Annotated in this window: 22 protein-coding genes; 6 read left to right on the top strand and 16 right to left on the bottom strand. The window is 35.0% G+C overall.

The window, feature by feature from the left end:
- Positions 1 to 4: 4 nt before the first annotated feature.
- The 5 genes from ABEG63_RS14705 to greA all read right to left on the bottom strand — a co-directional run bounded on the left by ABEG63_RS14705 (position 5) and on the right by greA (position 4,515).
- Positions 5 to 232: a signal peptidase gene (locus tag ABEG63_RS14705; protein ID WP_267405942.1), complete on the bottom strand. Its 228-nt coding sequence runs from the start codon at positions 230 to 232 to the stop codon at positions 5 to 7.
- A gap of 5 nt (positions 233 to 237) precedes the next feature.
- The gene (locus tag ABEG63_RS14700) at positions 238 to 2,250 is read right to left on the bottom strand and encodes a T9SS type A sorting domain-containing protein (RefSeq protein ID WP_346585797.1); all 2,013 of its coding nucleotides are present in this window, start codon (positions 2,248 to 2,250) and stop codon (positions 238 to 240) included.
- 77 nt (positions 2,251 to 2,327) lie between these two features.
- Complete coding sequence (clpX, locus tag ABEG63_RS14695) at positions 2,328 to 3,515, bottom strand: ATP-dependent Clp protease ATP-binding subunit ClpX (RefSeq protein ID WP_346585795.1); 1,188 nt, start codon at positions 3,513 to 3,515, stop codon at positions 2,328 to 2,330.
- 75 nt (positions 3,516 to 3,590) lie between these two features.
- The gene (locus ABEG63_RS14690; RefSeq protein WP_346585793.1) at positions 3,591 to 3,980 is read right to left on the bottom strand and encodes an HIT family protein; all 390 of its coding nucleotides are present in this window, start codon (positions 3,978 to 3,980) and stop codon (positions 3,591 to 3,593) included.
- Positions 3,981 to 4,044: 64 nt separating this feature from the next.
- A complete protein-coding gene (gene greA, locus ABEG63_RS14685; RefSeq protein WP_267405938.1) occupies positions 4,045 to 4,515 on the bottom strand; it encodes a transcription elongation factor GreA in 471 nt (156 codons plus the stop codon).
- A gap of 109 nt (positions 4,516 to 4,624) precedes the next feature.
- On the opposite strand from greA, the gene ABEG63_RS14680 reads away from it, so the two are divergent.
- From ABEG63_RS14680 to ABEG63_RS14670, 3 genes are read left to right on the top strand one after another with little or no spacing between them, the layout of a single operon-like run.
- Entirely contained in the window at positions 4,625 to 5,083 is a 459-nt protein-coding gene (locus ABEG63_RS14680; protein WP_346585791.1) for a hypothetical protein, read from the top strand.
- 3 nt (positions 5,084 to 5,086) lie between these two features.
- Entirely contained in the window at positions 5,087 to 5,536 is a 450-nt protein-coding gene (gene dtd, locus ABEG63_RS14675; RefSeq protein WP_346585789.1) for a D-aminoacyl-tRNA deacylase, read from the top strand.
- A 30-nt stretch (positions 5,537 to 5,566) separates the two neighbouring features.
- Entirely contained in the window at positions 5,567 to 6,253 is a 687-nt protein-coding gene (locus ABEG63_RS14670; protein WP_267405935.1) for an FKBP-type peptidyl-prolyl cis-trans isomerase, read from the top strand.
- Positions 6,254 to 6,414: 161 nt separating this feature from the next.
- On the opposite strand, the gene ABEG63_RS14665 is transcribed toward ABEG63_RS14670, so the two are convergent.
- The 11 genes from ABEG63_RS14665 to ABEG63_RS14615 form a co-directional block, all read right to left on the bottom strand.
- Positions 6,415 to 6,927, bottom strand: coding sequence for a hypothetical protein (locus ABEG63_RS14665; RefSeq protein ID WP_267405934.1), 513 nt, complete (start codon positions 6,925 to 6,927; stop codon positions 6,415 to 6,417).
- A gap of 55 nt (positions 6,928 to 6,982) precedes the next feature.
- Positions 6,983 to 7,522 carry a hypothetical protein gene (locus ABEG63_RS14660; protein ID WP_267405933.1) on the bottom strand — a complete coding sequence of 180 codons (540 nt, stop codon included), beginning with the start codon at positions 7,520 to 7,522 and terminating at the stop codon, positions 6,983 to 6,985.
- Positions 7,523 to 7,694: 172 nt separating this feature from the next.
- Positions 7,695 to 9,065, bottom strand: a complete 1,371-nt coding sequence (locus ABEG63_RS14655) for a DUF4173 domain-containing protein (RefSeq protein ID WP_346585787.1) — start codon at positions 9,063 to 9,065, stop codon at positions 7,695 to 7,697.
- Positions 9,066 to 9,114: 49 nt separating this feature from the next.
- Positions 9,115 to 9,600, bottom strand: a complete 486-nt coding sequence (locus ABEG63_RS14650; RefSeq protein WP_346585786.1) for a Coq4 family protein — start codon at positions 9,598 to 9,600, stop codon at positions 9,115 to 9,117.
- An 11-nt stretch (positions 9,601 to 9,611) separates the two neighbouring features.
- On the bottom strand, positions 9,612 to 9,911 hold the full coding sequence (locus ABEG63_RS14645) for a hypothetical protein (RefSeq protein ID WP_346585785.1): 300 nt from the start codon (positions 9,909 to 9,911) through the stop codon (positions 9,612 to 9,614).
- Positions 9,912 to 9,923: 12 nt separating this feature from the next.
- On the bottom strand, positions 9,924 to 10,763 hold the full coding sequence (locus tag ABEG63_RS14640) for a metallophosphoesterase (protein WP_346585783.1): 840 nt from the start codon (positions 10,761 to 10,763) through the stop codon (positions 9,924 to 9,926).
- A gap of 64 nt (positions 10,764 to 10,827) precedes the next feature.
- A complete protein-coding gene (locus ABEG63_RS14635; RefSeq protein ID WP_267405928.1) occupies positions 10,828 to 11,118 on the bottom strand; it encodes a transcriptional regulator in 291 nt (96 codons plus the stop codon).
- A 56-nt stretch (positions 11,119 to 11,174) separates the two neighbouring features.
- Positions 11,175 to 11,792 carry a hypothetical protein gene (locus tag ABEG63_RS14630; RefSeq protein WP_346585781.1) on the bottom strand — a complete coding sequence of 206 codons (618 nt, stop codon included), beginning with the start codon at positions 11,790 to 11,792 and terminating at the stop codon, positions 11,175 to 11,177.
- Positions 11,793 to 11,942: 150 nt separating this feature from the next.
- On the bottom strand, positions 11,943 to 13,451 hold the full coding sequence (locus tag ABEG63_RS14625) for a RagB/SusD family nutrient uptake outer membrane protein (RefSeq protein WP_346585780.1): 1,509 nt from the start codon (positions 13,449 to 13,451) through the stop codon (positions 11,943 to 11,945).
- A 10-nt stretch (positions 13,452 to 13,461) separates the two neighbouring features.
- Entirely contained in the window at positions 13,462 to 16,401 is a 2,940-nt protein-coding gene (locus ABEG63_RS14620) for a SusC/RagA family TonB-linked outer membrane protein (RefSeq protein WP_346585779.1), read from the bottom strand.
- Between the two features lie 254 nt (positions 16,402 to 16,655).
- On the bottom strand, positions 16,656 to 17,420 hold the full coding sequence (locus ABEG63_RS14615) for an enoyl-CoA hydratase/isomerase family protein (RefSeq protein WP_346585777.1): 765 nt from the start codon (positions 17,418 to 17,420) through the stop codon (positions 16,656 to 16,658).
- A 256-nt stretch (positions 17,421 to 17,676) separates the two neighbouring features.
- Between ABEG63_RS14615 and ABEG63_RS14610 the strand changes: the two genes are divergently transcribed.
- Genes ABEG63_RS14610 through ABEG63_RS14600 form a run of 3 tightly spaced genes read left to right on the top strand, consistent with a single transcriptional unit; the run spans position 17,677 to position 19,649 of the window.
- Positions 17,677 to 18,219, top strand: a complete 543-nt coding sequence (locus ABEG63_RS14610) for a tail fiber protein (RefSeq protein ID WP_346585775.1) — start codon at positions 17,677 to 17,679, stop codon at positions 18,217 to 18,219.
- A gap of 34 nt (positions 18,220 to 18,253) precedes the next feature.
- Positions 18,254 to 18,796 (top strand): tail fiber protein, encoded by a 543-nt coding sequence (locus ABEG63_RS14605; RefSeq protein ID WP_346585773.1) that lies wholly within the window; start codon positions 18,254 to 18,256, stop codon positions 18,794 to 18,796.
- Between the two features lie 25 nt (positions 18,797 to 18,821).
- On the top strand, positions 18,822 to 19,649 hold the full coding sequence (locus ABEG63_RS14600) for a T9SS type A sorting domain-containing protein (protein ID WP_346585771.1): 828 nt from the start codon (positions 18,822 to 18,824) through the stop codon (positions 19,647 to 19,649).
- Positions 19,650 to 19,717: the final 68 nt, after the last annotated feature.

The raw sequence follows: 19,717 nt of genomic DNA, 5'->3' as shown, positions 1-19,717 counted from the left end.
AATTTTATATTTTTTGAGTCTTGTATTTTTTTGCAAAAAATACAGTCAACATAATTGCCACAACTCCTAAACCAATGATATACATATCAATTGGTGAAGATGGATTTCCCGGCCCTACCGTACCATCACCTCCATCACCTCCCGGAGCTGGCATAGCCGGCATATCAGAAGCATAACTTAAAGTAATAACAAATAGAAAAAGCGCTGATAATAGTTTATTTATGGTTTTCATATATTTTATTTTAAGATTTTAGTGTTAACAGTTTCACCTTTTTCAGAAACAACTTTTACAACATACGAAGCTTTAATTGCTTTATTCAATTCAATTACAAAGTCCGTAGATGCATCAACTGATTTCTTAGAAAGAACTAGTTTACCGCTCATATCATAAACCTCAATATCTGCTTTTTTCCAGCTAGGGTCGAATCTAACAATATAGTTAGTAATATCCGGGTTATAAACCACGATTGTTTTAGAAGGCTTAGTAGAAGCTACCGGCTCAACAGCCAATACATTTCTATCAGGCATTCCGTAATATAAGTTATATTTATCAATACTTGATGTAACTGGAATAATATCACCTTGTTTAGCTTCCGTTACGCTTCCGTTTGGAGCTTGATAATAGAAACCAGTACCTGCTGATAATTGATGTTGACCATCATTAATTAAAGTAGCATCTTCACGAATTTCAAATTTATAAGACTTTACTCTATCAGGATTTATTTCTAATACAATATTTTTACCTTTGAAATTTGTTTCGTTAGCTTCATTAATGTATAACCAATAATCATTACTATGATTAGGATCAGCACCTCCTGTAAGAGCCTCTTCATAAGTACCGATAGGATCAGCAGTATTAGGATTCCCCCCTCTTGCAGTAACTTGTGTTTTAGAGTTACTAGAATACCCACTCACTCCATTAGGATAAACAACATAATATGTTCTTCCCACTTCATTTCCATTAGCATCTAAACCGATAACTCCAAGCTGCTTTACAGTACCAACTTTAGAAGTATTCTTATTGGCTGTTACACTATAATCTGTACTTGCTCCTCTACTGTAATAATTAAATCTTCTTAGATTAGCAAAGTTCAATACATCTGTATTGTTATTGTTATTAAGCTTAATTTGGAAAGTTCCCATAGGTCTGATCATCATATAATCAACATCCCCAGTAGGCACCCCTGCATTAAAAGTAATATATTTTCCTGCTGTCGTAGCACCCGTACCTGAACTATTTGTAGTAACTTGACCTGGCTCTAATCTTACTCCGTAAATATTTGATAGATTAACTCCATCACCGTTAGCTGCAGGCTCGTTATATGCAATATTTCTTAAATCTAAATTCGTCAAGAAAGGGTTGGCAAACTGATAGATATTTCTGCTATAGTTACCTTGCCAAGAGGCACCTCCGGAAGCAATCTCAAACCTATCCTGAGAATAGGTGTTATACTTCTCTCCATACATGTTTTGATTATTACCTCCAGTTCCGAAGTTAATACCATTACCCGCATTACTTAGCGTTACTGACTGTCCAATATCACTTAAAGGACGCCCTTTTAATGTTCTAGTAGTAGTACTTACATCTAATCCTGAAGCTCCTACCATATAATATAGGTAAGCTGGACCTGCTTGTCCCGCAACACTGTTTCCTCCGATTCCTAATTTGTAATTCGTAGGGACAGTATAGCTTACAACAGCACCATTTCCATATTGAAGAACTTCATTTTGAGATCCTCTTACATTGGAGAAATTTTTCCCTAAATCAGCACTTAAGGTAGATACCGTTTTATCATAAAATGGTAGACCTATTTGTTGATAAGTACCATGCTGTATAGATCTGTATTCCTGATCTACAATACCTGTAATGTTAGCTTGTGGAATTCCCGAGATGTAAAGCTGTCCGTAAGTATATGCTGGAGTAGCTGACGAAGAATTCGTGTTTGGAGTAGCATAAGCTGTAGGCTCATTAAGTTTGTTAACAAAATTAGCCGTTACAGAACCTTCTGGCTTGTCTGCGCCGCCAGTAGTGATCGTTTTAAAAGAATCGGTACTAGCACCGCTCACCATGATGTTTCCATGATTTTCGATTACCCCGTTCCCTCTCATTTGTAAGCCCCCGCCGTTATAAACAAGCGTTCCTTTACTTACATACGTAATAGCAGTGTCATCTACGTGTAATAGAACATTCTGCGCCTGAACAGAACTAACTGCTGCTAATAAACCAATAGCAAATAAACTTTTTCTCATTGTATATAATTATTTGTGTGTTAATACAATCTTCACCCGCAAAGGTAGTTTTTTTTTTTGGAAGAAAAAAAAATATTTTATTTATTAACAAAAATATTATCTTCGGTTAATACTATTTCCTTCTCTTCACCTATTGCAAACATATAGTCTTCAAGCACCTTTTCCGTGGTTCCTCGTAATCCTCTGGCGCCTAAACCTTTCTCAATAGTTTCATCCACAATTTTAGCAATTGCACCATCTGTAAACTCTAATTTCGTACCATCCATTTTGAAAAGTTCCACAAATTGATTCACAATTGAATTTTTTGGCTCTTTCATAATTCGGATCATCGTCTCTTTTGTGAGTTTATCGAGGTAAGTGATGATTGGAAATCTTCCTAAAAGTTCGGGAATTAATCCGAAAGAACGAAGATCAATTGCATTAATATTTGTTAATACATAATCGTCCTCCTCTACTTTGTTAATCTTTTCTGCGCTGAAGCCTATTGCTTGCTTGTTCATTCTTCTTTCGATGATCTCTTTGATCCCGTCGAAAGCTCCACCGGCAATAAATAATATGTTTTGGGTATTTACCTGAATATATTTTTGGTCAGGATGCTTTCTTCCTCCTTGTGGCGGAACATTCACAATACTTCCTTCCAATAATTTCAATAAACCTTGCTGAACCCCTTCCCCGGAAACATCTCTCGTGATACTTGGATTATCAGATTTTCTTGCAATTTTATCAATTTCATCAATAAATACAATTCCTTTTTCCGCTTTTTCAACATCATAATCAGCAACCATTAATAGTCTAGACAAGATACTTTCAACATCTTCTCCTACATATCCTGCTTCTGTTAAAATTGTTGCATCTACGATACAGAAAGGAACATTCAATTCTTTAGCAATAGTTTTAGCTAAAAGCGTTTTACCCGTTCCCGTTTCACCAATCATGATGATGTTCGATTTCTCCAACTCTACTTCTCTGTTTTCGTCCTGAGCGTGAAGTAATCTTTTATAATGGTTATAAACCGCGATAGAAAGCTGTTTTTTAGCCTGATCCTGCCCAATAACATATTGGTTCAGAAATTCTTTTATCTCTTTCGGTTTTTTTAGATCGTCTATATTTTCTGCCGGTGAAAATCCGTTCTTAGAAGTTGAGTCTTTTACAATCGTATGTGCCTGCTCAATACAATTTTCACAAATAAAACCAGTCTGACCAGAAATCAACATCTGTACTTCATTTCTTTTTCTTCCGCAGAAAGAACATTGGTTTGAATTCATTTTTTATATAATATATATAAGGTATATGATTAAAGAAACTCGTAAAAGTTAATTTTTACGAGCTTCTGTATTTTTTTAAGAATTAATAATTGAGTTCTGAATCTCGGTGTACTCTTCGCCCGTTAATTTTAATCGTTCATTTCTAAAATTCATATCTTCCATTTTATTGAGAGGAATCAAATGAATATGAGCATGAGGAACTTCTAATCCCACAACTGCCACCCCTACTCTCACACACGGAATTGCATTTTTTACTTTCTTGGCCACTTCCTGAGCAAAACCCCAAAGGTTTTTATACTCTTCGCTTTCCAGATCAAAAATTAAATCTACTTCCTTTTTAGGAACTACCAATGTGTGACCTTTTACCAAAGGCATCGCATCCAAAAATGCAATAAAGTTTTCATCTTCGGCAATTTTATAGGAAGGAATTTCTCCGTTGATGATCTTTGTGAATATTGTGCTCATTTTTATTAGAAATTAGTTTAAAATATCCGTTCTAAAAATTCAATTATTAATTGTTAATCTTTTATTATAGAGTAATGTCTAATACTTCGAAAGACAATTTATTTCCGTTTGGCAACGTGATGTCTGCAGTTTCACCTACAGCTTTTCCTAGCAAACCTTTTGCAATTGGTGTGTTTACAGAAATTTTTCCTGTTTTAAGATCACTCTCGTTATCAGGTACTAATTTAAATACTTGTTCCTGATTTGTTGCATTATTTTTAAGCTTCACCGTTGTAAGGATTGAAACTTTTGAAGTATCTAATTGACTTTCATCTATGATTTTAGAAGTAGAAATAACATCTTTAAGCTTAGAAATTCTCATTTCAAGCATACCCTGAGCCTCTTTAGCCGCATCATACTCTGCATTTTCAGACAAATCTCCTTTGTCTCTAGCTTCTGCGATTTGCTGGGTGATCTTTGGTCTCTCTACAGTTTCTAACTGTTCCAGCTCAGCTTTCATTTTCTCTAATCCCTCCTTTGTAACATAGCTTGCCATAATTTTCAAAATTTAGTTTTAGTATAAAAAAATAATCCGACATTTGCCGGACAATGTTTTCGTGTTGTAATCGTTTAATTTTTACAAATATATAAAAATTTAAATTCAAATGAAAAAAACTTTTTCAATACTATCTATAATCACTTTATTGATTTTCAATAATTTAGCAATAAATTCTTGTGGAAGCCGAGAAGATACTGTAAGTTGTTTCCCAAGCTCTCCCATCAATGTTACTTTAAATCTAAACCTTCCTGCATACTTTAATCTGAACCAAGTTGGTGGCTGGGTTTATATTGATGAGCAGCAATCCGGAACAAGAGGTTTAATTCTTGTTCGTGCTACGGGTACAACTTTCAAAGCTTACGACAGAAATGCTCCACACATTTGTCCGGACACCAATACAACGCTGGAGGTGAAAGACAATATCAGCATCCTTTGTCCTAAAGATAATACCAAATGGATTTTACTTACGGGGCAACCCACAGACGGAAGTGCAACAAGTCTTCCGCCAAAAACATATCCGGTAAACTACGATTCTTCGAGTAACACAGTTAATATTTATTTCTAAAAAATGAAGGCAGTAATACAGAGAGTTTCCGAATCGAGTGTAAAAGTTGACGGAAAAATTGTCGGGGAAATAGGAAAAGGATTAATGCTTTTAATTGGTATTGATGAAAATGACGAAAAAGCAGATGCAGATTGGCTCGTTCAGAAGGTTTTAAACTTAAGAATTTTCGGAGACGAAGATGATAAATTAAATCTTTCGGTAAAAGACATCAATGGAGAAATCCTTTGTATCAGTCAGTTTACATTAATCGCAGATTATAAAAAAGGAAACCGACCATCTTTCATAAAAGCATCAAAACCGGATAAAGCCATTCCTCTTTTTGAATATTTTAAAGAAGAAATTTCAAAATCGGGTTTAAAAACAGAAAGTGGTATTTTTGGAGCCGACATGAAAGTTTCGTTAATAAACGATGGGCCGGTAACAATCGTGATGGATTCCATTACAAAAGCTTAAATTTACAACAGAAAATAATTAATTCAAAAAATGAAAAAAACCTTAATTACTTTAGTTCTTTTAACAGGAGTTAACTTTGCATTTGCTCAAACGGCAAACTATACAGATGAGCAGAAAGCATCTTACTATATTGGTTTAGACATCGCTCAAAACTTAAAAAGACAAGGGTTTACAATAGATGCTAACCTTTTGTCTCAGGCAATAAAAGACGAATTTGCAGGTAAAGCAACGGCTCTTCCGAAAGAAGAAATGGGAACTTTCTTACAAGGCTTCATGCAAAAGCAAGCTGAAAAAAAGCAGGCTGAAGCAAAAGTACAAGCAGAAGAAAACAAAAAGAAAGGCGCTGAATTTTTAGCTAAAAACAAGCAAAATAAAAAAATTGTAACGACTGCAAGCGGATTACAATATGAAGTTTTGAAAGAAGGCGATAAAAAAGCAAAACCAACAGCAGCAAGTACTGCAACTGTAATCTATACAGGAAAATTGATGGACGGAACTGTGTTCGATTCTACTGAAAAACAAGGTGGTAAACCTATCGAGCTAGGTCTTTCCAATGTTATCAAAGGTTGGACAGAAGGTATGCAGTTAATGAGCAAAGGCGCTCAATACAGATTCTATATTCCATCTGATCTAGCATACGGTGATAACGGTGCAGGTGGTGTAATTCCTCCGGGAGCAACTCTTATCTTTGATATTGAATTGGTAGATTTTAAGTAATCAGTAATGAGGCGGTAAGATGGATGAGGGAGGTTTATTATTCGTCTTAAAGAAGTTTAGATTAATCTAGATTCCTCTCCGATTTCGAGCTTATCATACAAAATAAAACGTCTTTCAAATTTTTTGAAAGACGTTTTCCCCTAAATAAACTTTTATAAAAACTATTTTGCAGGCACGCTGCTAAAATTAAGTGCGATTTTTAAGTTCATGTCTGAACTTGTCTGATTTTTTAGTTCATAAACAGTTCTTACCGTTAATCCTGAACTTTTAACCACTGAATCTAAGAACCCTGTATCATTCAGATCAAGATTTAAGCTTGATGAATTTGAAGAAATATTAGATCTTGATGCCACCAATTTTTCTCCCGTTCCGCTGGACGAAATAAATACTTTTATCGATTTTAAAGCGCTTAAATTACCTCCTGAAGGTGAGACTACTGAGATTTTAGCATCCGAAATTCTTACGTCTTTAATCTGTGCATTATTGTTTCCGCCAAACCAAGTCTGAACATTGGAAGCCGTGGACGTAGAAGAAACTTCTTTATCTGCAGGAACTCCCGTAGAAACCAACACATTAGCAGTATAAGGAAATGTATTTTGTACCAGCGACTGCACCGTACCGCAGCTCACAAGAGCAACTGAAGCAACCATAGCGGTCAAAAATATATTTTTCATAATATTTAAATTTAATAGAAAGTACTTTGCAGAAATTATACCAAAATGCTTAAAATTATTCTACACTTACGGTAAAACTACCTGTAGTATTTCCTGAAGCCATATTGCTTTTTCCGATGATTAACCAAACTTCACCCTTTCCTTTCACATCATAAGTAATTTCTCTGCTGAAAGGCCCGTCATAATCACCGTTTGGTAATTTTATCTGATTAAATCGAATATTGAAATCTTTTTCTTTTGTTGCAATTGAAGCTTTGATCGTTGGTTTTGTATAATTGGTTAATTTCAACACCAACTCCTGACCGTCTTTTGTAAACTGCTCGCCTAATTTGAAAGGAAGTTGTTCAGCATCGGCAGTTCTCACGATTTGTCCCTCTTTTTCGTTTCTCATCACTCCTTTTTTCAAAACTTCTTTGGTTACCGGAGCGTTGTTTACAATAGAATCTCTTTTTCTAATCGCAACAGAATCAATTCCTGAATCTGGATTTTTTTGCTCAGAAACCGCCACAGAATCCTGACTCGGATTTTCTAAAACCGGAGCGTCTTTTTTACATGAAATGATTAGTAATGGGATTAGTAATAAGATTTTTTTCATAATAATTATTTTTTAATGATGAGTCTAAAACTCACGAGCCAATTTTACTACCAAAACTGTTCCATTACCTTTGTGGGAACCTATTCTATTACAGATTTATGAGAGAAATCATTCAATTTTTGATTCTTTCAGATAAAATCAAGATAATAAGGGATAAAATTTGACAAATTCATTATTTCACTGTTTGATAATATATTGCTTTTGAAAGAGTACTTTCTTTTTTACGCCATTCAATCTTTTGTATAATTTCTTTTCTTAAATTTTTATTCTGCTTTTCATCGGCATATTCCAACAACTGTTTTTTATTGAAGAAAAATTCTCTAAAGTGATAATCTAAATCAAAATCTTTTCGATCCATATTATAAGAAGTAATGATTCCGCCCCAATTGATGAAGCTTACCACCAACAATGTTCCGTAAAAATACCACGCCATCGTATTGAACAGAAAAGCATTTTTCTTTTGTTTCTGAATTTTAATGAATGTAAGAATTAAACCAATTAATGATAAAATAAGAAAAGCATACACTCCTAATCTTTTATATGTCATTCCATAATTAATAATGTATTCTGTATTTTTTGCCATCGCAGAAAAAACCAAAACTGCATTTAAAACAATCCAGATTTTTGCTAAAAGTTTCATTAAACCAGCTTTCGGATCAAAATTGAAATTAGACTTAAAATAAAACATAATAACCAAAATCGCCATAATAATAGAACCAATCACCGCTCCTACTCTTTCGTGCGTTTCTTCTGACAATTGATTGGGTGTTTTGGTAACTTCATAAAATTGTTCATAATTAAAGGTAATAATGAAAAATATCAACAATACATTTAATGAAAGAAAAGAAATTACACCGCTCATTCTTTCGGAATCAAGATCAAGAAAGGAATAGGTTGGTTTCTGAATTTTGTCTTTTTCCTGAAAGTGATGATCCAAAACATGATTTTGTTTGTAGATATATTTTTCAACAACATAATTCCAGTAATTAAAAGCAATGAAAAAACCAATCGCGGAAAGACAAATGACTTCCCAAAGATTAAGATCTAATTCGTAATCACTCAAAAGGCTGGCAAAATGATCGCTTCCTGCCGAATAAATTCCAAAGAAAATACTTACAAAAATTAATGGAATTAAGATGAATGCCAACGTTTTCTGCCAAACGCCCGAGATATTTCTTTTCGGAAGCCAATCATCAAAACTGAAAAACCGGCAAATAAAAGTGAAAAAATTGGTAATAAAAATCGGGATCAACAGTAAAGGTTTTGTTCTTCTGTTTCTCGATAAAAATGACAACAGCAAAAGCGAAAATGCAACTGCCAAAAACGATGGAAAATCACCGTACCAAGCAAACGCAATACTAGACAAAATACTTGTGGTAAACAGAGTAAGAAAAGTTCTTGTCCTGTTTTTCTCGGAAGTTCTGTAAAGCGTGAGACAAGCGTAGACTATGCCAAGAATTCCTAGATTTAAGCCTATACTTTGTTCGTAAAATAGTACGGTGACCAACAATGTTGTAAGAAATATATAGTGATGTGTTTTCATGTTTTTTTGTTTAAAAGATTAAAAAATTAGAAGATATTGAGATTCAGTTTTAATATAAAACCGGAGATTGTTTTTGTTGAATAAAATCTTTCACGTGCTCGAAATTCTGCCAAAGCAAGGCTTCAAAATCCATGTGATGGAAGGTTCTCATATTTTGACCTTTTCGATAAGCCTTCAGATATGTTTTGGCATATTCCGGAAGAATAACAGCTCCCAAAACAATAGCTGCCAGCAAATGAGCATTGAGTTTTCCGTTTCCTAACAACAAAAACTGCATGGCGATCTCGTCTTCGAAGTTGGTTCCACAGTCTGTCAGCAAATGGTGAACATCATGATTTTCCATTTTGGAGATCATTGTAAAGCCATGTTTTTTGTAAAATTCACCAAGCTTTCTTCCTAAGGAGTCTTTATGAAATTCCAGCAACTGTTTTTCGTTGAACTGCCATTGCCTTTTCTTCTTTTTAAAATATTTTCTGTATAGTTTTTGAGTTTTATCGTAAACAAAAAGCAGAAACTGAACGCGTAGTTTTTTCATCGTTTATAAATTTAAATTGTTACTATACTCATTCCGATTACAATGTAAATGATGGCAATTGGTATATTTAATAATATTATTCCCACGGATTTTAAACAAACATCAAGTTTCGATTTATTAAAAATTCCATAAATAATTAACAGTAAAACTACCGCAAGATTGATGATGAAACCCCATCCTACCACCAGAAGACCACCTTCAACGAAATATTCAATTTTTGTAATCAGATATCCAAACAGGCATATATTTCCGAGTACAAAAGAAATCCAAAAGAAGGATTTTCCAATATCCATAATTGTTTTATCATTCATCGTTTATAATTTTTAAGCTTGAGTTAAAGTAAAAACCGTAATTTCCGGACGCACCATAAACCGAACCTGAAAAGAATGTCCCAAAGCACGGTTGATGTAAAGCATTCTGCCATCCTTCAAATCTATTTCCCCCGAAACATATCGTTTATTTTTTACCGGAAGAATGGGAGTGACAATACCAGGAATTCTGCATTGTCCGCCATGTGTATGGCCGCTGAGAATCCAGCCTTCATACCCGTTCCAGACGTTTTTATCACAAACATCGGGATTGTGACAGAGCACAATATTGGCTTTTGAAGAATCATAATCCTTCATCACTTTCATAGGATTGAAATTGGGTGACCATAGATCTTCAAAGCCGATAAAGTTGAGTCCATTACTTTCCTGTTGAGCGTTATTCAGCATAGTAATTCCAAACCGTTCTAATATATTACAGATGTTTTCGGAAGATTTTATATTTTTCCACTTCGCTCCGTAATCATGATTTCCAAGAATTCCAAAAGTTGCTAATTTTCCGAGAACAGCATGGTACATCACTTTTTCCAGATGAAGATGATCTTCTGTACTTCCGTGGTTTACAAAATCTCCGGTGTAGACTACAAAATCGGGATTGAAGTTTTTAGCTTTTTGAAAAGAATCAATTAAAAAATTCCAATCAAAACGATTTCCGACATGCAGATCTGAAATTTGCATTAAAATTTTACCATTCAATTCTTCAGGAAGATTTTTGATTGATAATTTCCTTTCAACAAATTCCAGCCAAAATGGTTCTATCTTCCATGGGTACAAAAGCGGAAAAGCTCCGATTACCGAAAGCTGAAAAAGCCGTTTTAAAAATGTTTTTCTATTCATTTCAATTTCATTTAAAACAAAGAACTTTGAATTACAAAGTTAAAAAGCAAAAAAAATCTATTCTTTACTTTCCTAATAATTTTTCAAGTGCATTCAGGTGTTCGGTAAAAGCTTCACGCCCGCTCTGAGTCACACGATAAGACGTTCTTGGCTTTTTACCTACAAACTCTTTCTTCACCTCAATATATCCTACTTTTTCCAGTGCATTGCTGTGACTTGCCAAGTTACCATCTGTGATTTCTAATAAACCTTTCATTTCTGAAAAATCAACCCAGTCGTTGACCATAAGAACGGACATAATGCCCAATCTTACACGGCTTTCGAATTCTTTGTTGAGTTGATTGATGTTTATCATAATAAGGTAATAGGTTGCAGGTTCTAGATTTTAGTTCCCATTTATAAAATTTATATTTATTTATACTTTTTATGCATAATTAAGCCGTACACAATATGTAAAACTCCAAAACCGATCGACCAAAAAAGCAATCCCCATCCTAAAACGAATAATGCGATTAATCCTAATACGATCTGGCAATATCCTAAATATTTCACATCTGTTAAAGTATATCTTTCTGCGCTTACCAAAGCTAATCCGTAGAAAATCAAAGTTGCCGGCGCAATCCAGACGAACAAATGATGAAGAATTAAGGCTAAGCAAAAAATACCTCCTGTTGCTAACGGGACTGCAAAAGTAATCAAAAGTCTTTTAGTAGTCGCATCCCAAATCTTCAACCCTTTTTTTTTACTTTTATTGGCGGTAAAAACATATCCACTCAAAACTGCTACTACCAGAACAATAAGTCCGGTAAGAATCAACTCATTGGTAAGATCTGCGGTATAATTTAATCGTCCTCCGTTGATGTAGCTCACTTTTTCCCTTTCCATGGCATAATATGCGTAGCCGGCTCCTAAAAGCGCAACCAATCCGGCAACAACACCAGATAATCCGCTCAACGAAATAAATCGGGAAGAACGCTCCATCATGGAACGAATATGTGATAAGTCTTCGTGATAGTTTTTTGAATCCATAAAAAGAACTTTGAATTACAAAGTTATAATTTATTTTTAATCTGCAAAATATTTTTTTTGAATTCCGATATTTTTTTAATTAAATACTAAAGCCTCACAAAATTGCGAGGCCTTGGTAAAAAATATATTAAAAATTATTAGAATGTTCTGCTATAAAGGATTTTGCTCAATCAAAGGATTTGCATCAATCTCTTTCATCGGAATTAAAAATTCCCAACGTTTATCTGTATTTGACACCGTCATTACATTATTATCTACCACCGAAGAATGGTTAGCTCCTGTTCTATCTAAGTTTTGATTTAATCTTTTTAAATCTAAAAACCTGAAACCTTCTCCCCAAAGTTCAATTCTTCTACTGTTTAAAACATCATTAATATAAGCCGTTCCTGTATTGGAAGATGCGGTATAAGTAGGGTTTCTATTGAGCATTAATTGGTTAAAAATTAATTTTGACTCAGCTTCATTTCCTTGTCTTGCCTGTGCTTCAGCTTCTATTAAATACATTTCAGCTGCTCTCATGTAAGGAACATCCATTCTACTATCAGAAAGACTCACCGAAAGGAATTTCTGACTGGTATAAGGAAATTTAGAATAGTTGGAAGGCAAGCTCAATGATGTATGATTTCCTGTAGGATCTACCAACTGTCGACGAACATCTGTAACAGGGAATAAGCCATACAACTTACTGTTCATCGCCTTTGGGGCCTGACGGATATTGGTAGAATTATAGTTTCTCGACATATATGCTCCAAAATTTCCGAAATAATCGGTCTGATCCGAAACAATAGTTGCTCCCCAGATCCATTCACCATTACTTAAATTATTGAAACCAGCAGCGTAAGCTGCTTTATCCATCAAACCGTAGCCCGCTCTTGCTAATTTTGCTGAAGAAACAGCTAAAGGATAATTTCCCTGTGTTAATGCAACTCTCGCTTTTAATCCAGAAATAACATTCGCATCAAAATGTGATTTCGCAGCTCTTGTAGTTCCAATTAATCTTGTATATGCTTCATCTAAATCTTTATTAACCTGATTATAAACTTCTTCTACTGTATTTCTTTTCATCGGAACCTCATCAGCCAATAATCGTAAAGGAACTCCAAGCTGCGTATTATTTGCTCCTGGAACATATCTTTTGCCATAAATCTGAACCAACATATAATAACAAAATGCTCGGAACGCATAAGCTTCACCAATTGCCTTTTTTATAGTAACATTATCAGCATCTGTAGGTGCAGGAACGCTAGGCCCGTTAGCAATTACCATATTTGCATTTCTAATTAATGCATAGTAAAACTGATAAGGATAAAACGTAACATCACTCGTCGCATTTACCTGATCCTGCCATCTCACGGTAGAAATGTACCAGCCATTTCCTGTAGATGGAAAAACAAGATCTTCGCCTAAAGCATCTAGAATAATCATCATCCCGCCTTGTCCGTTTTGCCCTTGACTACTATTTTGACGGTAATACATATCTCGATGCATCCCATTGATAATCGCCATAAGATTGGAAGCACTGGAATATGCCGCACTTTCCGAAACAGCTGTCGTAGGATCTGTCTCTAAATAATCGCTATGACATGAACTTAATGCAAAAGCTAAGAAAAGAGACGAAAAAATGGTAAGTTTTTTACAATGTAATTTTATATTTTTCATTTTGTATTTTTTAGAATGAGATATTAGCACCTAGTGTTATGATTCTTGCCGGCAAGTATCTGTTTGTAGTTGTTCCGTTGAAAGACTGAACAGGTTCCAATCCTTTTCGTGCTGTTTTGCTCCAAAGATTTTCTCCGGAAACTGTAAATCTTAAACCTGATAATCCGTATTTTGAAATGTCGCTCGTATTAAAACTATATCCTAACGTCAGTTGTCTGAAAGAAATAAAGTCTGATTTTATAAGCCATCTGCTGGATCCTGCATTTGAACTTGTATAGGTTGAAGAATTAAGAGCAGGAACATCTGTAATCTGCCCCGGAGTTGTCCATCTATCTAAAATATCAGTACTCAAAGCTCCTCCTTGCGGATATGCAGACATTAACGCCTGATAATTTGAATCATACGTTTTTCCTCCGATTTGATATGTAAACATTGCCGATAAAGACCATTGTTTAAAATTAATTGAAGTTCCGAAACTTCCGAATAAATCAGGAATTGCAGATCCTGAATAATCATATTTTGCTTTATTAAAATTGGTTGTCACCAACGTTCCGTTTACTGTTCTAATATCAGAAGCTGTAGTATTGGCAAATTTATCATCCAACAAAAATAAAGGCGAGCCATCAGAAGAATCTACCCCATACCATTGTCTCAACCAATAATCGTAAACAGAATGCCCGACAGAAACTTTTTTCGTTCCGTTAATGATCTGAGTAATTCCGTTTGATAATTCTGTAATTTGATTTTTAAGAGTTGAAGCATTTACATTGATACTCCATTTAAAATTTTCATTTTTAAGGATATCTGCATTTAATCCTAATTCCCAGCCTCTATTATACATCGTACCAATATTCTTATTGATAACATTTCCCGGAACTCCGGCAGAAACAGGAAGAGGAACCGGAAATATTAAATCTTTTGTAATTCGGTTATAGTATTCAACGCTACCAGTAATTCGGTTATTAAAAAATCCGAAATCAAGACCTACATCCGTTTGATCATTAGATTCCCAGGTAATCCCCGGATAGGCTAAGAAATTAAATAGTATTCCCGCTTCCTGAGCATTATTATATCCTAAACTGTACGTGTTTTGGTACATATAATAAGAATTGGTATTGTCATTCCCAACTTGTCCGTAAGAGCCTCGCAATTTCAATTCGTTTACAACTCTTGAATCTTTTAAAAAGTTTTCTTCTTTAATTCTCCATCCCGCACCAACAGACCAGAAAGAATGCCATCTTACATCTTTGCTAAATCTCGACGAAGCATCCCAGCGAATAGATCCCGATAATAAATATTTCGATTTATAATCATAATTCAATCTGGAAAAAACACTTTCTTTTCGGTAATTATCTGTTTGAGAAGTTAAGGAAGTAGGAGTTACAAAGTTGATTAACTCATCATTACCATCTACGACTTGTCCCTGCTTGTAGCCATACATATACTCGTACATATATTTGTAGTTTTCATGGCCGAGTAAGAATTCAAAATTATGAGAATCAAACTTTCTTTTGTAATTTAATAATTGATTAAATGTAAGCGTTTGTTCTATTATCGAAGTTCTGTCTGCCGCACCAGCAGGAGCTGCATCACCAATAATCTTATTTACATATCTGCTTCTCCTGTTGTTTCGTACGTCATATCCTACATTTGTGGATAACGTTAAATAAGGATCAACCTTAAATTCTGCATACGCTCTTGAAATAATATAAAAATTCTTCGAAATATCTTTATTTAATAATGTTTCCTGAATGATGTTTCTTCCCGAAGCCGCATCCGCACCTCTTTGTCCACCATCGTACATTACATTTCCATTTGCATCATATAATGTTGCATTGGTATTTGGATTGTGAGCATATGGGCTGTATATTGGCCCCATCAACCTAATTGCTCTGTAAGGATTGATATATGATGAGTTATTATCAGCACCGTCTACCGCATTATTTCCGTAAGATGAAACTCCGTTGATGCTGGTTCCTAATTTCAACCAACTTTTAAGCTGCGAATCGATTTTTAATCTTCCCGTAAATCTTTCAAAATCTGATTTTGCTAAATACCCCGCTTCGTTGGTATAGCTTACAGAAGAAAAATAAGATGTTTTCTCACTTCCTCCGCTATAATTTAATTCATAATTTTGTCTGAATCCTGTTCTTAATAAAGGTTTTTCCCAATTCAGATCGGTATACTTAAGTTTAGCATCAGGATTCAAAATACCATTAATAACCAACTGATTATCCGGGACATCATAAACATTATTCTTTAAAATTCCTGAAATCAAATTATTGCTTGCATACGCATTCGCATCAGCCAACGTAGAACCCGTTGCCAATCTTCCGTTTCTCATTGCTTCCCAAACCAAAGGATAATATTGAGAAGTACTGACTCTGTTATATTCAGGAATAGACCTTCCAACATATCCTGTGCTCATGCTAAAGTTAAGAGCATCTTTCGCACCTCTTCTCCCCGATTTTGTCGTAATTAAAACAACTCCGTTTGCCGCAGCAGAACCATACAATGATGTGGAAGCTGCATCTTTTAAAATGTTGAAAGATGCAATATCATTAGGATTAAGCGCAGACAAAGCTCCCGTATATATAACACCATCTACCACGTACAAAGGATCTGTAGAAATTCCGTAAGAGCCGATTCCTCTCACCTGAATATTAGGTGCACTCCCCGGCTGTCCCGAGCCCGTACTCACTTTTACCCCAGGGCTTGCTCCATCCAAAGCTTGTCCTATATTCGAAATCGGACGATCGGCAAACTGTTTAGATTTAATTTCGGTGTTAGAACCTACTACTGTTTCTTTTTTCTGAGTACCATAAGCAACAATGACAACTTCGTCTATTTGTTTTTCTTTAGGTAATGTATCCTTTTTCTGGGCTGAAAGATGTTGCCCAATAAAGAACAGGGCTGCTACGCTGAGCGTACAAGCTTTTAGATTCATCATTTAAGTGCTTTTTTATTGGGATCAAATTTGTTAATAATATTTAATTAAACCAAAAAAAAATATTAATTCCACAGCAAAGTTTAATCACAAAGTTCATTTTAACACAAATACAATAAAATCAATATATATTTACAAAACTGAATATCGAAAACGGTAAAATAAAATGTAAAATATTCTTAACTATGGTTTTACATAATTCAAAAAAGAAACCCGCTGAAAAAATCAACGGGTTTTATTATTTTATGATTGAAATTTTACTTCGCTCTCAATCTTTCTTTAATTGCTTCGATATTTTTCTTTGCAGAATCTTCCAAAATTAAGCTTGCACTCATGTGAATTCTTGCTGGCATTAATTCGTTAAAATGATCTGTACCTTCCCAAGACACTTTTTTAATTAAAGCTAAAGCTTCTTTACTTCTTGAAGCCAACGTTTGAAGGAATTTTTTCAATTCGGCATCCATCTCTTCGATTGTTGGAGAAACTGAATGATAAATATTATGCTGTTTTGCCCATTCTGCTGATCTGAAGTCGGCGTCAATAGCCATTGCCGAGAATTGAGATTTTCCGATTTTTCTTTCTACATAAGGGCCGATCACGAACGGTCCGATTCCTAAATTGATCTCCGTTAAAGCCAATGCAGAATCTTTTGTTGCAAAACAGTAATCTGCACCACAAGCAAGACCTACTCCGCCTCCTGTTGTTTTTCCCTGAACTCTTACTACGACAATTTTACCGCAATTTCTCATCGCATTCAAAACTTTTGCAAAACCACCGAAAAATTTCGTTGATGCTTCTAATTCTTCAATTGCCAACAACTCATCGAAACTGGCTCCGGCACAGAAAGCTTTTTCTCCTTCACTTTTTACTAAGATTGCTTTTACCTCATCTTTTGCGCCTTCCTCAAGAATAGTTTGGGCTAACTTTTCAAGGATTGCTCCCGGTAGAGAATTACTTTTTGGGGTTCCGAAAGTGATTTCGGCGATATTATTTTTAAGTTCTGAAACTACGAATTCGCTCATTTTTAATTTTAATTGGATTTATACAAAAATACGAAATACAGTGCTATTCAGGAAAACAAAACTTATAAATTCCTTTATCATTTCAGCCATTACGTAGAAATACGGATCCCTCAATTTGGTATTTTCTACTCTAGTTCTCCCTTTATAGATGTTGTTCCTTTGACTTGTCATTAAGACATAAAAATTTAACCCAAACGGTGATCTCCGAAAAACCGAAAGAGAGTAGGAATATTTAAAACTGAAAAAAAATAATATTATGGAAGAAATGTTAGGAGTAATCAAGCTATTTGCAGGAAACTTTGCACCAAGAGGATTTTTGCTATGCAATGGCGCTTTATTAAGCATTGCTCAAAATCAAGCGTTATTTTCACTTTTAGGAACGACTTACGGAGGCGACGGTATCACAACTTTTGCTTTACCAAACTTGAATGGTCGTGCGCCAATTGGCCAAGGAAGTTCTACAACGGGAAGATCATACGTTCTGGGAGAAATGGGAGGTACACCGCAAACTACTTTATTAACTTCAAACTTACCTAGCTTTGCAAGCCAACTGAAAATCGCGAACACGAATGCTACGAGTGTAACGCCTTCTGCAACTTCATCTATTGCTATTACAGGTCAGCCAAATGGAAGACAGTTTGATGCTATTCCGAGTTTTGCAGACGCGGCTCCTTCCCTGCCAATCAATGCAATGTCTGTTACTTTTACAGGTCAGAATGCACCCGTTAATACAATGCCTCCTTATTTAGGACTTAATTATATTATCTGTGTGGAAGGTATATATCCTTCAAGACCATAATTTACAAAAGTTTTTAACATTAAAAATTAGAATCATGGAAGAATATTTGGGAACCATTAAAATGTTTGCCGGCGTCTTTGCTCCTAGAGGATTTATGTTTTGTAATGGCGCAATATTAAGCGTCAAAACAAATACACCCCTTTTTGCCATATTAGGAAACGCATACGGAGGTGATGGAATAACAACTTTTGCCTTACCTAACCTCAACGGGCGCGCTCCGTTTGGTGCAGGAAATTCAAACACAGGGATAAATATTGCTTTGGCAGAAGCCGCAGGAACTCCCCAGGCGACTATTTTACCCCAAAATCTTCCAAGTATTGTGAGTCAATTAAAGATTTCAAATACGAATGCTACGAGTGTTACCCCTTCTACAAATTCTTCTATTGCAATAACAGGTTTACCGAACGGAAGACAGTTTGATGCAATCCCAAGTTTTGTAGATGAAGTACCTACGACTCAGATTAATGCAAATTCAGTGTCTTTTACAGGGCAAAATGTACCTGTAGATACGATGGCTCCTTATTTAGGAATGAACTATATTATCTGTGTTGAAGGTCTTTTCCCACCAAGAACTTAATATACAAACCTAAATTACTTTAATCATGAAAAGAACTACTATTTTACTAATCTGTAGTCTGCTCATTTCTACTTTTACATTTGCCCAGACGAGTACAGAACATTTTGAAACCGAAACGAACGGAAGCACCAGCTTTACGGATAATGGCGTTATTTTTAACATTTTATCTACCGTTGCAACCTATGACATTCTTACCGCATCAGGATTTGGATGGAATGGAACTACTGCAGATAACAAGTTTATCGACAATACAGGAACTGCTACTTCACAATATGCAGATTCATCGATGAGCATAAAAACAACTTCGAATTTATTTAAAGTTAATAGATTCTGGGTATATTTATCAGACAGGCTTAACGTACTTTCTGCTCCAGGAACACTTACCATCACAGGGAAACTTTCCGGGGTTACCAAGTTCTCTCAGACAAAAACCACTGGTTTTGCGACTTCATTAGGTTCTACCAACGGATTTACGTTAATTGATATGACCAACCTTAACGGTCAGAATTACTCTAATATCATTATTGATCAGCTTACGTTAACCATTGGAGGAGATTTTCGTTATATGGCATTCGATGCCTTTACTTGGGTAAAAGACAGCAATCTTGTTTTGGCAACCAATGATATAAAGGCTTCGAAGAAAGAATTGAGCATCTATCCGAACCCAACCAATGGCTCTTTACATATAAAAACAGAGCAAAATACAAAGGCTGAAGTTTACAGTATAGACGGTAAACTGGTAAAGGCAATAGATCTGAAGAAAGGTGAAAATGAAACGAATATTTCTGAGCTTACCAATGGAACTTATATTCTTAAAGCGCCTTCAGAATCAACAAAAATTATTAAAAAATAAAATTTACACAGCATTATAATCAAACTAAAAAACTAATTACCCATGAAAACTTCTGTGTTTATTTACCC

The sequence above is a fragment of the Chryseobacterium sp. C39-AII1 genome (assembly GCF_039672645.1).
Lineage (GTDB): Bacteria > Bacteroidota > Bacteroidia > Flavobacteriales > Weeksellaceae > Chryseobacterium.
This window is presented reverse-complemented; position numbering and strand designations above follow the sequence as displayed.

Excerpts from the sequence above, each read along its gene's own strand:
- ABEG63_RS14705 (WP_267405942.1), bottom strand. The coding sequence starts at position 232 with ATGAAAACCATAAATAAACTATTATCAGCGCTTTTTCTATTTGTTATT.
- ABEG63_RS14700 (WP_346585797.1), bottom strand. The coding sequence starts at position 2,250 with ATGAGAAAAAGTTTATTTGCTATTGGTTTATTAGCAGCAGTTAGTTCT.
- clpX (WP_346585795.1), bottom strand. The coding sequence starts at position 3,515 with ATGAATTCAAACCAATGTTCTTTCTGCGGAAGAAAAAGAAATGAAGTA.
- ABEG63_RS14690 (WP_346585793.1), bottom strand. The coding sequence starts at position 3,980 with ATGAGCACAATATTCACAAAGATCATCAACGGAGAAATTCCTTCCTAT.
- greA (WP_267405938.1), bottom strand. The coding sequence starts at position 4,515 with ATGGCAAGCTATGTTACAAAGGAGGGATTAGAGAAAATGAAAGCTGAG.
- ABEG63_RS14680 (WP_346585791.1), top strand. The coding sequence starts at position 4,625 with ATGAAAAAAACTTTTTCAATACTATCTATAATCACTTTATTGATTTTC.
- dtd (WP_346585789.1), top strand. The coding sequence starts at position 5,087 with ATGAAGGCAGTAATACAGAGAGTTTCCGAATCGAGTGTAAAAGTTGAC.
- ABEG63_RS14670 (WP_267405935.1), top strand. The coding sequence starts at position 5,567 with ATGAAAAAAACCTTAATTACTTTAGTTCTTTTAACAGGAGTTAACTTT.
- ABEG63_RS14665 (WP_267405934.1), bottom strand. The coding sequence starts at position 6,927 with ATGAAAAATATATTTTTGACCGCTATGGTTGCTTCAGTTGCTCTTGTG.
- ABEG63_RS14660 (WP_267405933.1), bottom strand. The coding sequence starts at position 7,522 with ATGAAAAAAATCTTATTACTAATCCCATTACTAATCATTTCATGTAAA.
- ABEG63_RS14655 (WP_346585787.1), bottom strand. The coding sequence starts at position 9,065 with ATGAAAACACATCACTATATATTTCTTACAACATTGTTGGTCACCGTA.
- ABEG63_RS14650 (WP_346585786.1), bottom strand. The coding sequence starts at position 9,600 with ATGAAAAAACTACGCGTTCAGTTTCTGCTTTTTGTTTACGATAAAACT.
- ABEG63_RS14645 (WP_346585785.1), bottom strand. The coding sequence starts at position 9,911 with ATGAATGATAAAACAATTATGGATATTGGAAAATCCTTCTTTTGGATT.
- ABEG63_RS14640 (WP_346585783.1), bottom strand. The coding sequence starts at position 10,763 with ATGAATAGAAAAACATTTTTAAAACGGCTTTTTCAGCTTTCGGTAATC.
- ABEG63_RS14635 (WP_267405928.1), bottom strand. The coding sequence starts at position 11,118 with ATGATAAACATCAATCAACTCAACAAAGAATTCGAAAGCCGTGTAAGA.
- ABEG63_RS14630 (WP_346585781.1), bottom strand. The coding sequence starts at position 11,792 with ATGGATTCAAAAAACTATCACGAAGACTTATCACATATTCGTTCCATG.
- ABEG63_RS14625 (WP_346585780.1), bottom strand. The coding sequence starts at position 13,451 with ATGAAAAATATAAAATTACATTGTAAAAAACTTACCATTTTTTCGTCT.
- ABEG63_RS14620 (WP_346585779.1), bottom strand. The coding sequence starts at position 16,401 with ATGATGAATCTAAAAGCTTGTACGCTCAGCGTAGCAGCCCTGTTCTTT.
- ABEG63_RS14615 (WP_346585777.1), bottom strand. The coding sequence starts at position 17,420 with ATGAGCGAATTCGTAGTTTCAGAACTTAAAAATAATATCGCCGAAATC.
- ABEG63_RS14610 (WP_346585775.1), top strand. The coding sequence starts at position 17,677 with ATGGAAGAAATGTTAGGAGTAATCAAGCTATTTGCAGGAAACTTTGCA.
- ABEG63_RS14605 (WP_346585773.1), top strand. The coding sequence starts at position 18,254 with ATGGAAGAATATTTGGGAACCATTAAAATGTTTGCCGGCGTCTTTGCT.
- ABEG63_RS14600 (WP_346585771.1), top strand. The coding sequence starts at position 18,822 with ATGAAAAGAACTACTATTTTACTAATCTGTAGTCTGCTCATTTCTACT.